The organism is Streptomyces sp. NPDC058985 (assembly GCF_042740985.1).
Classification (GTDB): domain Bacteria; phylum Actinomycetota; class Actinomycetes; order Streptomycetales; family Streptomycetaceae; genus Streptomyces.
In genome coordinates this window covers 27,550-41,033 of the sequence record NZ_JBHYJX010000051.1, presented here as the reverse complement: position 1 = coordinate 41,033, position 13,484 = coordinate 27,550, and the positions used below count along the sequence as shown (strand labels likewise).

The 13,484-nt window shown below is 73.8% G+C and carries 12 protein-coding genes; 8 read left to right on the top strand and 4 right to left on the bottom strand.

Translation table 11 applies throughout. The features are described from left to right. Window positions 1–30 precede the first annotated feature (30 nt). Together ACFW01_RS32335 and ACFW01_RS32330 are read left to right on the top strand one after the other, a co-directional pair. Window positions 31–1,257, top strand: coding sequence for a sensor histidine kinase (locus ACFW01_RS32335; protein ID WP_234954192.1), 1,227 nt, complete (start codon window positions 31–33; stop codon window positions 1,255–1,257). Window positions 1,258–1,287: 30 nt separating this feature from the next. Further along, window positions 1,288–1,920 carry a response regulator transcription factor gene (locus tag ACFW01_RS32330; protein WP_234954671.1) on the top strand — a complete coding sequence of 211 codons (633 nt, stop codon included), beginning with the start codon at window positions 1,288–1,290 and terminating at the stop codon, window positions 1,918–1,920. Between the two features lie 242 nt (window positions 1,921–2,162). On the opposite strand, the gene ACFW01_RS32325 is transcribed toward ACFW01_RS32330, so the two are convergent. Next, a complete protein-coding gene (locus tag ACFW01_RS32325) occupies window positions 2,163–3,620 on the bottom strand; it encodes an MFS transporter (protein ID WP_384509606.1) in 1,458 nt (485 codons plus the stop codon). Window positions 3,621–3,856: 236 nt separating this feature from the next. Here ACFW01_RS32325 and ACFW01_RS32320 point away from each other — a divergent pair, with 236 nt between their 5' ends. From ACFW01_RS32320 to ACFW01_RS32300, 5 genes are all read left to right on the top strand, one after another. Next, window positions 3,857–5,623: an MFS transporter gene (locus tag ACFW01_RS32320; RefSeq protein WP_234954196.1), complete on the top strand. Its 1,767-nt coding sequence runs from the start codon at window positions 3,857–3,859 to the stop codon at window positions 5,621–5,623. Window positions 5,624–6,072: 449 nt separating this feature from the next. Then, a complete protein-coding gene (locus ACFW01_RS32315; RefSeq protein WP_234954672.1) occupies window positions 6,073–6,723 on the top strand; it encodes a class I SAM-dependent methyltransferase in 651 nt (216 codons plus the stop codon). 22 nt (window positions 6,724–6,745) lie between these two features. Further along, entirely contained in the window at window positions 6,746–7,726 is a 981-nt protein-coding gene (locus ACFW01_RS32310; RefSeq protein ID WP_234954197.1) for an N-acetylmuramoyl-L-alanine amidase, read from the top strand. Between the two features lie 158 nt (window positions 7,727–7,884). Continuing rightward, window positions 7,885–8,745: a DUF5336 domain-containing protein gene (locus ACFW01_RS32305; protein WP_234954199.1), complete on the top strand. Its 861-nt coding sequence runs from the start codon at window positions 7,885–7,887 to the stop codon at window positions 8,743–8,745. 106 nt (window positions 8,746–8,851) lie between these two features. Continuing rightward, complete coding sequence (locus ACFW01_RS32300) at window positions 8,852–9,139, top strand: hypothetical protein (protein WP_122620370.1); 288 nt, start codon at window positions 8,852–8,854, stop codon at window positions 9,137–9,139. Between the two features lie 47 nt (window positions 9,140–9,186). On the opposite strand, the gene ACFW01_RS32295 is transcribed toward ACFW01_RS32300, so the two are convergent. Genes ACFW01_RS32295 through ACFW01_RS32285 form a run of 3 tightly spaced genes read right to left on the bottom strand, consistent with a single transcriptional unit; the run spans window position 9,187 to window position 12,391 of the window. Further along, window positions 9,187–10,275 carry a prenyltransferase/squalene oxidase repeat-containing protein gene (locus tag ACFW01_RS32295; protein WP_234954201.1) on the bottom strand — a complete coding sequence of 363 codons (1,089 nt, stop codon included), beginning with the start codon at window positions 10,273–10,275 and terminating at the stop codon, window positions 9,187–9,189. Further along, a complete protein-coding gene (locus ACFW01_RS32290; RefSeq protein ID WP_234954203.1) occupies window positions 10,272–11,006 on the bottom strand; it encodes a class I SAM-dependent methyltransferase in 735 nt (244 codons plus the stop codon). The genes ACFW01_RS32295 and ACFW01_RS32290 overlap by 4 nt, the downstream gene beginning before the upstream one ends. After that, entirely contained in the window at window positions 11,000–12,391 is a 1,392-nt protein-coding gene (locus tag ACFW01_RS32285) for a glycosyltransferase family 4 protein (RefSeq protein ID WP_234954205.1), read from the bottom strand. Before ACFW01_RS32285 ends, ACFW01_RS32290 begins: the two co-directional genes overlap by 7 nt. 235 nt (window positions 12,392–12,626) lie before the next feature. On the opposite strand from ACFW01_RS32285, the gene ACFW01_RS32280 reads away from it, so the two are divergent. Beyond that, on the top strand, window positions 12,627–13,280 hold the full coding sequence (locus ACFW01_RS32280) for a TetR family transcriptional regulator (RefSeq protein ID WP_384509624.1): 654 nt from the start codon (window positions 12,627–12,629) through the stop codon (window positions 13,278–13,280). Window positions 13,281–13,484: the final 204 nt, after the last annotated feature.

Here is a 13,484-nt window from a genome sequence, read left to right as displayed (position 1 = left end):
GTGAACGACCGAGGAGAGGGGCCGAGGGCGATGACCGGGACCGGAGGGTGGCTGCGCAGGGTCTCGTGCCGTCTGGACGCGTGGCAGCTGGCGCGGCAGTCCGAGCCGGTGGCGGCGGCGAAGGCGGGCGAGCCGCCGGAGCGGGTCGGTCCGCCGCCCACCGGTTTCGCGCTCCTGCCCTGGCTGCTGATGGGCCTGGGCAGCCTGGCCAACATCTTCCAGGGACGGACGTCGAACCCCTGGATCGGCGGCCTGGGACTGCTGGTCTTCAACTCCCTCTACATCTACGTGGCCTTCCGCTCCTTCGACAAGGAGCGGCGCGAGTCGCCGTCGACCCGGCTGGCCCTGGCCGGCATGGCGCTGGTGACCTGCGCCCTGTCCCTGGCCTACGGCGGCAGCTGGCTGCTGTTCTTCCCGCTGCTCGGCCTTGCGGCGGGCGCGGCGCTGCGCGGCCGGTGGCTGGGCCGCTGGGGCTGGACGCTGGCCGCCGCGGCCGGGATCGTGGCCGGGATCAAGGACGGCTGGACCGGACTCAACATCGCCTACGGGACCTTCCTGTCCACGATGGTGACGGCCGCGATCCTGGGCCTGTCCGACGCCGTACGGCAACTGCGCGCGGCCCGGGAGGAACTGGCGACGCGGGCGGTGGCGGAGGAACGGCTGCGGTTCTCCCGGGACCTGCACGACCTGCTCGGGCACACCCTGTCCGTGATCGTGGTCAAGTCGGAGGCGGCCCGGCGGCTGGCCCACCGCGACCTGGACGCCGCGCTGACCCAGATCGGCGACATCGAGGCGGTCGGGCGTCAGGCGCTGACGGAGGTCCGGGAGGCGGTCACCGGATACCGGGAGGGCAGCCTGGGGACCGAGCTGGACCGGGCCCGTTCGGCGCTGGCCGCGGCGGACGTGGAGCCGGTGGTCCTCCGCTCGGGACCGCCGCTGCCGCCGCAGGCCGAGGCGCTGCTGGGGTGGGTGGTGCGGGAGGCGGTCACCAACGTCGTACGGCACAGCGGGGCGAGCCGGTGCGAGATCGCGGTGTCGGGCGGCGCGGACCGGGTCCGGCTCACCGTCACGGACAACGGCACGGGCGCCGCCGGCCCGACCCAGGGGCCGGGCACCGGCCTCGCCGGCCTGACGGAACGCCTCCTCACGGCCGGCGGCTCGCTGACCGCGGGCGTGGAGCCCCGGGGCGGCTTCGCGGTGACGGCGGAACTGCCGGTTCCGGAGGAGGAGGGGCCGGTGGGGGCGTCGGCGCCCTAACCTGGCCCCGTGACCGACGAGTCTTCCCCCGTGACCGACACGCCTCCCCGCCCCCGGCCCATCCGCGTCCTGCTCGCCGAGGACCAGGGCATGATGCGCGGCGCGCTCGCGCTGCTGCTCGGGATGGAGGAGGACATCGAGGTGGTCGCGCAGGTGTCGGCCGGGGACGAGATCGTCGCCGCCGCGCTCGCGCACCGTCCGGACGTCGCCCTGCTCGACATCGAACTGCCTGGCCGCAGCGGCCTGGACGCCGCCGCCGAGCTGAGGGAGCGGGTGCCGGGCTGCCGGGTGCTGATCCTGACCACGTTCGGCCGTCCCGGGTACCTGCGGCGGGCCATGGAGGCGGGCGCCGCCGGTTTCCTGGTGAAGGACGGTCCGGTGGAGGAACTGGCCGGTGCCGTCCGCCGGGTGCTGGGCGGTGAGACGGTCGTGGACCCCGTACTGGCCGCCGCCGCGCTCAGTGCGGGGCCCAGCCCGCTCACGGCCCGGGAGTGCGAGGTGCTGCGGGCCTCGGCGGACGGGGCGACCGTCGCCGACGTGGCCGGGGTGCTGCATCTGTCCGAGTCGACGGTGCGCAACTACCTCTCGGCGGCCATCGGCAAGACGGCCACGCGCAACCGGGCGGAGGCGCTGCGCGAGGCTCGGCGGCAGGGGTGGGTGTGAGTGGGGCTGCCCGGGGGCTGGGTCGGTTCTTCGGGTGCGGGCCGGTGGGGGTTGTTCGCGCAGTTCCCCGCGCCCCTTAGGGGGCACGCATGCCCGGGTCTTAGAGTGCGGGCCGGTGGGGGTTGCTCGCGCAGTTCCCCGCGCCCCTTAGGGGGCACGCATGCCCGGGTCTTAGAGTGCGGGCCGGTGGGGGTTGCTCGCGCAGTTCCCCGCGCCCCTTCGGGGCGCTCGCTCCGAGGCGCTCATGTCGTGGCGGGCTTCGGCTTTCCGGCCGGCAGCCATGCCCACATGAGGAGGGCGGCGGCGGTCAGGACCGCCGTTCCCGTGCGGAAGACCAGGGCGTAGCCGTCCGTCAGTGCCACCGGGCCGGCGTGCTCCCCGCCGGACCTCGCCGCCGCGATCGTCGACATCACCGCGAGGCCCAGGGAACCGCCCATCGTGCGGGAGGTGTTGACCAGGCCGGAGACCAGTCCCGCGTCGCCGGGTGCCGCGCCGGAGATGGCCAGTGAGGCCAACGGCGTCGCCGCCATGCCCGCGCCCAGCATCATCAGCACACCCGGGATCATGATCGCCGTCAGGAAGCCCCCGTCCGCGGTCATCGTCGACTGCCAGCCGAAGCCGGCCGCCGCCACGAGCGTGCCCAGCACGGCCACGTTCCGCGCCCCGAGTACCGGCATGAACCGCGGCGCCGCCTTGGACCCGAGGATCACCGCAAGCGAGCTGGGCACCAGGGCGAGACCGGCCTCCAGCGGGGTGTAGCCCAGCACGTTCTGCGCGTACAAGGTCATGAAGAACCACATCGAGAACATCGACGAGCCGGACACCAGCATCGCCACGTTCGCCGACGCCACCGACCGCAGCCGCAGCAGCCCGAGCGGCATCAGCGGCGCCGCCGTCCGCGCCTCGACGAGGAGGAACAGCCCGAGCAGCGCCAGGCCGGCGAGCAGCGGCACCAGCGTCGCCGTCGCCGTCCAGCCCTCGGACTCGGTCTGCGAGATGCCGTAGGCGAGCGTGGCCAGGCCGACGGTCACCAGCAGCGCGCCCGGCAGGTCGAGGCGCCGCCGCTCCGCGCCCCGGCTCTCGGTCAGCCACAGCACGGCGCCGGCCAGCACGACCGCGCCGACCGGCACGTTGATCAGCAGCACCCAGCGCCAGGACAGCCCGTCCACCAGGGCGCCACCCACCAGTCCGCCCGCGGCGCCGCCCCCGGCACCCACGGCGGTCCAGGTCGCGATCGCCCGGGCCCGCGCGGCCCCCTCCGGCACCGCCGCCGTCAGGAGCGTCAGTGTCGAGGGCGCGAGTACCGCCGCGCCCAGACCCTGCACGGCCCGCGCGGCCAGCAACTGCCAGCCCTCCTGCGCCAGGCCGCCACCCAGTGAGGCCAGGGTGAACAGCCCGAGCCCGACCAGGAACATCCGCTTGCGCCCGTACAGGTCACCGGCCCGTCCACCGAGCAGCATGAAGCCGGCGAAGGCGATGGCGTAGGCGTTGACCACCCACTGGAGCCCCTGCGCGCTCAGCCCGAGGTCGTTGCGCATGGACGGCAGGGCGACGTTGACGACGGACACGTCGAGCACGACCAGGAACTGTCCGGCACAGGCCAGGGCAATGACCAGCCAGGTCGGGGGCGTGCGGCGGGTGGATGTCCGGGCGGTGGCGGCGGAGGCGGCGGAGGCGGCGGAACTGGTTGCTTCGGGCATGGGTGTCATGGTCTCAACGGCAGCCCGGCCCGTACATCGGAATTTGGTCCCGGACCGGCCTAGGTCCTCGGACCGAGGCGCCGCGGACCGGGCGGGGACCAAGAGAAGGTCAAGAATTCATTAGGGACCCGAAGCAACGGAATAGTTGCCCTGGCTGACGAGGTTCATCCTGCAGTCATCCCGCACAGCGGTACCGCACCGCATTTCGACGCCCCCCGGCCTGGAGGCCCCACCCCATGTCCCACACGACGACCGACGAACCCACCCGGAGTGCGAGCGGGGCCACCGTCCCGGTGCTCGCCTTCGCGGGCATCGTCGTCGCGGTGATGCAGACCCTGCTCGTCCCCGTCATCAAGGACCTGCCCGCGCTCCTGGACACCAGCCCCAGCAACGCCACCTGGGTCCTGACCTCGACGCTCCTGTCCGGCGCCGTGGCCACGCCGATCATGGGCCGGCTCGGCGACCTGTTCGGCAAGCGCCGGATGCTGATCGTCAGCCTCTCGGTGATGGTGGTGGGCGCGCTGATCAGCGCGTTCACCGACGCCCTGCTGCCGATGATCGTCGGCCGCACGCTCCAGGGCGTCGCGATGGGCGCGATACCCCTCGGCATCGGCCTGATGCGCGACATCCTGCCCCGCGAGCGGCTCGGCTCGGCGATGGCGCTGATGAGCTCCTCGATCGGCGTCGGCGGCGGCCTCGCGCTGCCCGCCGCGGCCCTGGTCGCCCAGCACACCGACTGGCACACCCTGTTCTACGGCGCCGCCGGCCTCGGTGTGCTCTCCATCGCCCTGACCCTGCTGGTCGTACCGGAGTCCCCGCTGCGCGCCAAGGGCTCCTTCGACCTGCCGGGCGCGGTCGGTCTGACCGCCGGTCTGATCCTCTTCCTCCTGCCGATCACCAAGGGCAGCGACTGGGGCTGGTCGTCGCCCACCACGCTCGGCCTGTTCGCCGCCGCCGTCGTGGTCCTGCTGCTCTGGGGCCTGATGGAGCTGCGCGTCGCCGCCCCGCTGGTCGACCTGCGCACCACGGCCCGCCGCGAGGTCCTGCTCACCAACCTCGCCTCGATCATGGTCGGCGTCTCCTTCTTCGTCATCTCCCTGGTCCTGCCGCAGCTCCTCCAGCTGCCCGCCGAGACGGGCTACGGCCTCGGGCAGTCGATGGTCGTCGCGGGCCTGTGCGTGGCACCGCTGGGCCTGACGATGATGTTCACGGCGCCGGTGTACGCCCGGCTGTCCGCCCGCTACGGACCCCGGACGACCCTGATCATCGGCCTGCTGATCATCGGGATCGGCTACGCCGGCGGCCTCGGCCTGATGAACGCAGCCTGGCAGACCGTCATCACCTCGGTGCTGATCGGCGCGGGCATCGGCCTCGCCTACTCCTCGCTGCCGGCGCTGATCATCGGCGCGGTCCCGGCCTCGGAGACGGGCGCGGCCAACGGCCTCAACACCCTGATGCGGTCCATCGGCACGTCGGTGTCGAGCGCCGTGATCGGCATGGTCCTCGCCAACACCTCGAACGACGTGGGCGGCGTCGCCGTCCCCACCATGCACGGCTTCCGGGTCTCCTTCCTGATCGCGACCGCCGCGGTCGCCGTCGGCCTGGCGCTGGCCTTCTTCCTCCCCCGCCGCCGCCCGTCCGCGGCCACGCAGCTGCGCGCGAGCAGCGAGGAGGACGCGAACCTGGCCCGCGCCGAGCAGGCGCTCGCCGGGGAGGCCGCCGCCGGTGAGCTGCCGCGCGGCTTCCGGGGCCGGGTGCTGGCCGCCGACGGCTCCCCCGTCGCCCGCGCCAAGGTCACGCTGATCGACCGGCACGGCCGGCAGGCGGGCGCGACCCTCTCCGCCGGGGACGGCGGCTACGCCCTGGCCGTGCCCGCGCGCGGCCCGTACGTACTGGCCGCCCGCGCCGCCGGACACGGCCCGCTCGCCCACGCGGCGACCCACGGCGGCGACCACCAGGTCGACCTGGACCTGTCCCTGCCGGGCGAGACGGTCCCCGCCTGACCCGCACGCCGTCACCCCTCACCGCACCCCCTGCCGCACGCCCGGCAGGGGGTGCGGGCCGATGGGGCGCCGCACCCGCACCGGCGGGCGCCTCACCCGCACCGGCCGGGCGGGACTCTCCCCACCGGGCCGGCAGGCGCACGCGCCCCCTTCCCGCCGAGCCCACAGGCGCACGCGCCCCCTTCCCCGCCGCACCCCCGGCCCGACACCCGGCAGACGCTGCACGCAGCAGGACGCCCCGCACCGGCTTGGCGGGACGCCCCGCGCCCGCCCCACCGGCTCACGCTCCCCCTCCCACCCCGGCGACTCGGCAAAGTCCTCCCGGCCCGACCCACACACCCCGCCCCCTCGCCCGCCGCACCCCCAGCCCGGCCCCCGGCACGGAGTACGGCAGCATGGGCGCCGAACCGCGCCGCCGCCCGGCGCCCCGTGTCACCGAGAGGACCCGCATGTCCGCGCCGCCCGCCCCCGACGCCCTGGCCGCCTTCGAGGCCGCCAAGGGGTTCATGCCCGTGCACGAGGGCCGCGCGCTGTACGCCGCCGCGGTGGAGGCGGGCGGGCTCGGGCTGCCGCTGCTGGAGGTCGGCACGTACTGCGGGCGCTCCACCGTCCTGCTCGCCGACGCGGCCCGCCGGGCCGGAGTCACCGCGCTCACCGTCGACCACCACCGGGGCAGCGAGGAGCAGCAGCCGGGCTGGGACTACCACGACCCGGAGACGGTCGATCCCGAGCTGGGCGTCATGGACACCCTCCCCACCTTCCGCCGCACCCTGCACCGGGCCGGTCTGGAGGAGCACGTGGTCGCCCTCGTCGGCCGCTCGCCCCAGGTCGCGGCGGTCTGGAACTCCCCTCTCGGCCTCGTCTTCGTCGACGGCGGCCACACCGACGAGCACGCGAACGCGGACTACGAGGGCTGGGCACCGCACGTGGCCGACGACGGCCTCCTCGTCATCCACGACGTCTTCCCGCACCCGGCCGACGAGTTCACCGGCCAGGCCCCGTACCGCGTCTACCTCAGGGCCCTCGCGTCCGGCGCCTTCACGGAGGTCTCCGCGACCGACTCGCTGCGCGTCCTGCGGCGAACGGGCGCGGGGATCTGAGGGCACGGTTAGAGTCGCTGACGTGTCGTACACAGGCCCCGATTTCGAACCTCCCCGGCCCCGTCGCTCCCCGCTGCGCCGCCCGCTCACCGTGGCGGTCGCCGCGCTGGTGCCCGGGGCGCTGCTCGGCTGGGGGGTGTACGCGGCGGTCGGCGGCTCCGACGGCGGCGGGGACACGGCCGGTGCGCGGACCTCCTCGGCGGCGCCCTCCGAAGGCGCGGCCTCCGCGAGCGACGACGCCAAGAAGCCCGCGGACTCCTCCCCCGCCGCCACCGGGAAGCCGACCGCGTCCTCCTCCCCCTCCAAGTCCGCGCCCGCCGGGGTCTCCGGTCCGCTCGAGGGGAAGGTCGTCGTCATCGACCCGGGGCACAACCCGGGCAACTTCCAGCACACGTCGGAGATCAACCGGAAGGTGAACGTCGGCACGCACTGGAAGGAGTGCGACACGACGGGCACCGCCACCAACGCGGGCTACCCGGAGGCGAAGTTCACCCTCGACGTCGCCCACCGGCTGCGCACGCTGCTGGAGGAGCAGGGCGCCACGGTGAAGCTGACGCAGGACGGCGACCGTTCGTACGGCCCCTGCGTGGACGAGCGGGCCCGGATCGGCAACGAGGCGGACGCGGACGCCGCGATCTCGATCCACGCCGACGGGTCGGGGGCCGGCAACCGCGGCTTCCACGTGATCCTGCCGGGCGCGGTGCGCGACGGCGACGCGGACACCCGCGCCATCGTCGCGCCCTCCGCCGAACTCGGCGAGCGCGTCGCGGGGAACTTCGTGCGCGCCACGGGCAGCGCGCCGTCCAACTACGTGGGCGACGGCACCGGCCTGGTCACACGCACGGACCTGGGCGGTCTCAATCTGTCAACGGTTCCCAAGGTGTTCATCGAGTGCGGCAACATGCGTGACGACGAGGACGTGGCGCTGCTGACCAGCGGCACGTGGCGGCAGAAGGCGGCGCAAGGGATGTCTGAGGGAATCGTGAGTTTCCTGCGCGGGTAGTGATCAGCGTTCCCATCCCTGCGGACAGCCCCGACGTGCGGACGATAGTGTCGTCCGTACGATGAGGGGCCACCCCCGCGCTTCACACCGGAACCTTTCGGCGACATCGTGACAGCGACGCCTCTATTGACGACGAGACGACCTACGAAGGACCTGAAGTGAATATCCGCTCCCTCACTCGAGGCGACGGCGTGGTGATCGGAGCAGCGGTTCTGCTGTTGATCGCGTCGTTCCTCGACATCTACTCGATCGACGGTGCCTCGGACAGCGCCGACATCCCCAGCCTGTGGGGCAGTGGGCCGGTCGTGCTCGGTGTCGTCCTGGCGGGCGTCATCGGCGCCGCGCTCGTCGTGGTGGCCCGCGCGATGCCGCAGCCCAAGAAGGTGGCCGGTCTCGACCTCGGCCAGTTCGGCATCGCCTTCACGGTCTTCGCGGCCTGGAGCGCGCTCGGCAACATCTTCGACCCGGCGGGCGCCTTCGACGGCGAGGGTGGCATCGTCGACGAGTTCGGGGCGGGCCTCGGCCTGATCCTCGCCCTCATCGCCACGCTGGTCATGGCCGCCGCCGCGGTGGCCACGCCGCTGGTCCCCGCCCTCAAGGGCGCCCTGATCCCGGCCGCGCGTCCGGCGGCGCCGCAGCCCTACGGCGGCCAGCCGCAGGGCGGTTACGGCTACCCCGGCGCGCAGCAGCAGCCGTACGGCGGCCAGCCCGGTCAGCCGGGCCAGCCGGGTCAGCCCTTCGGCGGCCAGCCGCAGCCGGGTCAGGCCCAGCCGCAGCCGCAGGCCCCGCAGCAGGGCCAGGCGCAGGCGCAGCCGGCCGGGGACTTCTCCCCGTTCTGGTTCGCCGTGCCGGTGCCGCGTCCGCTGTTCGCGGAGGACGGCTCGCCCACGCCCATCGCCGAGCTGGCGCCGGGCACCTGGTACCTGGCCGTCGAGCAGCGCGGTGCCAACCTGGTCGCGCAGACGCAGGACGGCCGCCGCGGCGTCCTCCAGGACACGTCGGGCATCCAGCGCGGCTGACCCGCCCGCCCCGCAGGCACCTCAACGGCCCTCCGTCCGGACCCGCTTCCGGACGGGGGGCCGTCGCTGTAGGTTTCCGCCGGGCTTCCCGGGCCATACGCAAGGCATGTCTAGATCTCACGGTTCCAGTTCCGCGGGCAGGGCCATAGCCGTCGTCGCCGACATCATGGCCTTCATCCTCGGCCTGTGGATTCTGATGTACCTGTTGGACGCCAACCGGGCCAACGACCTGGTCCAGTTCGTCCATGACGCGGCCAACTGGCTGGCCGGCTGGTCGCGTGACCTCTTCACCTTCGACGAGGACTGGGCCCGCGTGGTCGCCGGCTACGGCCTGGCCGCGGTGGTCTACCTCTTCATCGGCCACGCCATCGCCAACCGCGTCGGCCGCCGCTGAGCACTCGTCTTCGACGAGGACCGACCGGGTACGGCGCCGCGGCGTGCTCAGACGCAGCAGTCCGGGTCCAGCCCCCTCGGCAGGTGGTCGCCGGAGAAGACCTGGCAGGTGGCCTCGTGGCCGCCGAGGGCGGCGACGGCCAGGAGCAGGGAGCCCGCCGTCCAGGTGGTGAGTTCGCGGGGCCAGACGGCCTGGTCCTCGAAGACGTAGCCCGTCCAGTACAGGCCGCTGTCGGGATCGCGCAGGTGCTGGATGGACTGGAGGATCTCCAGGGCGTGGTCGGACTCGCCCACCGCCCACAGGGCGAGGGCGAGTTCGGCCGACTCGCCGCCCGTGACCCAGGGGTTGGGGACGACGCAGCGCACGCCGAGGCCGGGGACGACGAAGCGGTCCCAGCTCTCCTTGATGCGGGACCTGGCCTCCGTGCCGGTCAGCGCGCCGCCCAGCACCGGGTAGTACCAGTCCATCGAGTACCGGCCCTTGTCCAGGAACCGCTCCGGGTGACGCCGGATGGCGTGCCGCAGCGCGCCCGCCGCCAGCTCCCAGTCGGGCTGCGGCTCCTCACGCTGCTCGGCGATCGCGAGCGCGCAGCGCAGCGCGTGGTGGACGGAGGAGCTGCCGGTCAGCAGCGCGTCCTCGGTGTCCGTGCCGTCCTCGTCGCGCCGCCAGCCGATCTGCCCGCCGGGCTGCTGGAGCCGCAGCACGAACTCGACCGCCGCGTGGACGACGGGCCACATCCGTTCCAGGAACGTGTCGTCGCCGGTGGCGAGGTAGTGGTGCCAGACGCCGACGGCGATGTAGGCGACGAAGTTGGTCTCGCGGCCGCGGTCGGTGACGTCGGCGAAGTCCCCGTCGGCGTAGGCGGCGTACCAGGAGCCGTCCGCGTTCTGGTGCCGGGCCAGCCACGCGTACGCCCGCTCGGCGGCCTCGTGCTCGTCGGCCGCGTCCAGGGCCATCGCCGCCTCGACGTGGTCCCAGGGGTCGAGGTGGTGCCCGCGGAACCACGGGATCGCCCCGTCCTCGCGCTGCACGGCGAGGATGCCGCGGACGGTCCCGGCGGCCTCGGCTTCGGTGAGGACGCCGGGCAGGACGAGGTGCTCGGTGCGGGGCGTGCGAGGGCTGCGGGGCGATGTCACGCGGCGTCCACCGGCGGCAGGTGCGGCTTGGTCGCGTACGCCACGAAGCTCTTGCCGATCAGCGGGTTCAGCGCCTGCTCGGCGACCCGTGTCGCCAGCGGCTTCTTCATGATGTCCCAGACCAGCAGCTTGTGGTACGCCCGCACCGGCAGCGCCTTGTCGTTGTCGACGCCGAACGCGCACTTCAGCCACCAGTACGGCGAGTGGAGCGCGTGCGCGTGATGGCTGCCGTACGGCCGGAGCCCCGCCTCGCGGATCCGGGCGAGCAGCTGGTCGGCCTTGTAGATGCGGATGTGGCCGCCCTCGACCTCGTGGTACGCGTCGGACAGCGTCCAGCAGACCTTCTCGGGGCCGTAGCGCGGGACGGTGACCGCGATGCGGCCGCCGGGCCTGAGCACCCGGACCATCTCGGCGAGGACGCCCTTGTCGTCGTGGATGTGCTCCATCACCTCGGAGATGATGACCACGTCGAAGCACTCGTCGGGGAAGGGCAGGGCCAGCGCGTCGCCCTCCATCGCGGTGGCGGTGGCGCCGGCCGGGGCCTCGCCGGCCTCCTCCATCGCCGCGAACCACTGGGCGACCTCGCGGATTTCCTCGGCGTTCCGGTCCAGCGCGACGACCCGGGCCCCGCGCCGGTAGCACTCGAACGCGTGCCGGCCGGCGCCGCAGCCGAGGTCCAGTACGCGGTCGCCGGGGGCGAGCGGGAACCGGGAGAAGTCGACGGTCAGCACGTGGCCCTGCTTTCGGGGTAGACGCCGGTGTCACTGGTGGTGGTCGGGGTCGCGGGGGCGGGCGCCGGGGTGGCCCGGTCGGGGCCGACGGCCTCGCGGTAGCGGGCGACCGTGCCCTCGGCGGCGCGGGCCCAGGTGAAGTGCCGCAGCACGCGCTCGCGTCCGGCCGCGCCGAGCCGCACCCGCAGTCCCCGGTCGCCGAGCAGCCGGTTCAGGCCGGCGGCCAGCGCGTCGGCGTCGCCCGGCGGCACCGCGAGGCAGGTCTCCCCGTCGGGTCCGGCGACCTCCGGGACGGCCCCGCCGGTGGTGGCCAGCAGCGCCGTGCCCGTCGCCATCGCCTCGGCGGCCGGCAGCGAGAACCCCTCGTACAGCGAGGGCACGCACGCCACCTCCGCCGACCGCACCAGGTCGACGAGTTCGGCGTCCGAGATGCCCTTGACGAACTCGACGGCGCCTTCGAGGCCGTACCGCTCGATCGCCTGCGCGACGGGCCCCTCCGCGGGCCGCTTGCCGACGACGACGAGGTGCGCCCGCGGGTGCTCGGTGCGGGCCTTCGCCAGCGCCTCGACGAGGAAGACCAGGCCCTTGAGCGGCACGTCCGCGCTGGACGTGGTCACGATCCGGCCCGGCACCCGGGGCACCGACGGGTCGGGCGAGAACAGGTCGGTGTCGGCGCCGATGTGGACGACATGGATCCGGTCGTCCCGTACGCCGAGGTGGTCGACGATCTCCTGGCGGGAGGTGCCGGAGACGGTGAGCACGGAGGGCAGGCGGCGCGCGACGCGCTTCTGCATGCGGGTGAAGGCGTACCAGCGGCGCACGGAGTACCGGCGCTTCCAGCCGTCGGCGGCGTCGAGTTCCAGTTGCCGGTCGACGGTGATGGGGTGGTGGATGGTGGTGACGAGGGGCGCGCCGACGTCGCCGAGCAGTCCGTACCCCAGCGTCTGGTTGTCGTGCACGACGTCGAAGTCGCCGCGGCGGGCGCGCAGATGGCGGCGGGCGCGCAGCGAGAACGTCAGCGGTTCCGGGAACCCGCCGGTCCACATCGTGCCGACCTCGACCGCGTCGATCCAGTCGCGGTACTCGCCGCGGCCCGGGGTGCGGAAGGGGTCGGGCTGGCGGTACAGGTCGAGGCTGGGCAGCTCGGTGAGGGAGAGCCGGTCACCGGCCGCGGGGTCCTCGTCGAGGACCGGGTAGGGCTGGGCGCCGACGACCTCGACCCGGTGGCCGAGGCGGGCCAGTTCGCGCGAGAGGTGGCGGACGTAGACGCCCTGGCCGCCGCAGAACGGGTTCCCCTTGTAGGTGAGGAGGGCGATGCGGAGCGGCCGCAGGCCGTCGGCGGCGGGCTCCGGACGGGGACCCGTCCCACTGGCCTCAGCGGTCACTCCCGGGCCCCCTTCTCACTGCACTGTCCCGCGACACTACGCCGGGACGTTAATCTAGAACAAGTTGCAGACTTGATCGTCAGAGGCTCCGAATCTACCGGCAGGTAGCGGAGCTGGGACGAGTGGATCAGGTGATTCACGCCACGGCACGGCACTCCGCCGGGCCACCGCGCCGGACGGACGACGGGGGAAGGTGACGAAGGTGACCAAGGCGGACGACCCTGAAGCGGAGGTAATCACTCCGCAGCTCCCCTCCCCCTCCCCCTCCCCCTCCCTCTCCCCTTCACCGCCCCTCACCGAACGGCAGCGGGAGCGCCGCCGCCGCATCCTGCACGCGACCGCCCAGCTGGCCTGCCGGGGCGGCTTCGAGGCCGTGCAGATGCGCGAGGTCGCGGAGTCGTCGCAGGTGGCCCTCGGCACGCTGTACCGGTACTTCCCGTCCAAGGTGCATCTGCTGGTCGCCACCATGCACGACCAGTTGGAGCGGCTGCACGCCACCCTGCGCAAGAGCCCGCCGGCCGGCGACACGGCCGGCGACCGGGTGGCCCAGACCCTGATGCGGGCCTTCGGCGCGCTGCAACGCGAACCCCGGCTGGCCGAGGCGATGGCCCGCGCCCTGACCTTCGCCGACCGCAGCGTCTCCCCGGAGGTCGACCAGGTCTCCCGGCAGACCACCGCGATCATCCTGGACGCGATCGGCGGCCTGGAGAACGCGACGCCCGCCCGGCTCTCCGCGGTCCGCGTCATCGAACACACCTGGCTCTCCACCCTGATCACCTGGCTCGCCGGCCGCGCCTCCCTCGCCCAGGTCCGGGTGGACATCGAAACGGTCTGCCGCCTGCTCGACCTGCCGGAGACCGGACCGGGACGGGCGTCGGCGCACGCGTGACGCCGACGTGGCCGGCGCGTCACCGGCCGGCGCGGCAAGTCCACCCCACCACCCCGAGCACCACATCGCGAGGCAGGGTGACCGGCCAGCGCCTCCAGGACCACGCCCGGCAGCACCCTGGGCCCCACGCCCAGCAGCACCCTGGGCCCCACGCCCAGCAGCACCCTGGGCCCCACGCCCAGCAGCACCCTGGGCCCCACGCCC

What these genes read in the sequence shown, in the direction of transcription:
- ACFW01_RS32335 (WP_234954192.1), top strand. Translation starts at nt 31, where the DNA reads ATGACCGGGACCGGAGGGTGGCTGCGCAGGGTCTCGTGCCGTCTGGAC.
- ACFW01_RS32325 (WP_384509606.1), bottom strand. Translation starts at nt 3,620, where the DNA reads ATGCCCGAAGCAACCAGTTCCGCCGCCTCCGCCGCCTCCGCCGCCACC.
- ACFW01_RS32320 (WP_234954196.1), top strand. Translation starts at nt 3,857, where the DNA reads ATGTCCCACACGACGACCGACGAACCCACCCGGAGTGCGAGCGGGGCC.
- ACFW01_RS32315 (WP_234954672.1), top strand. Translation starts at nt 6,073, where the DNA reads ATGTCCGCGCCGCCCGCCCCCGACGCCCTGGCCGCCTTCGAGGCCGCC.
- ACFW01_RS32300 (WP_122620370.1), top strand. Translation starts at nt 8,852, where the DNA reads ATGTCTAGATCTCACGGTTCCAGTTCCGCGGGCAGGGCCATAGCCGTC.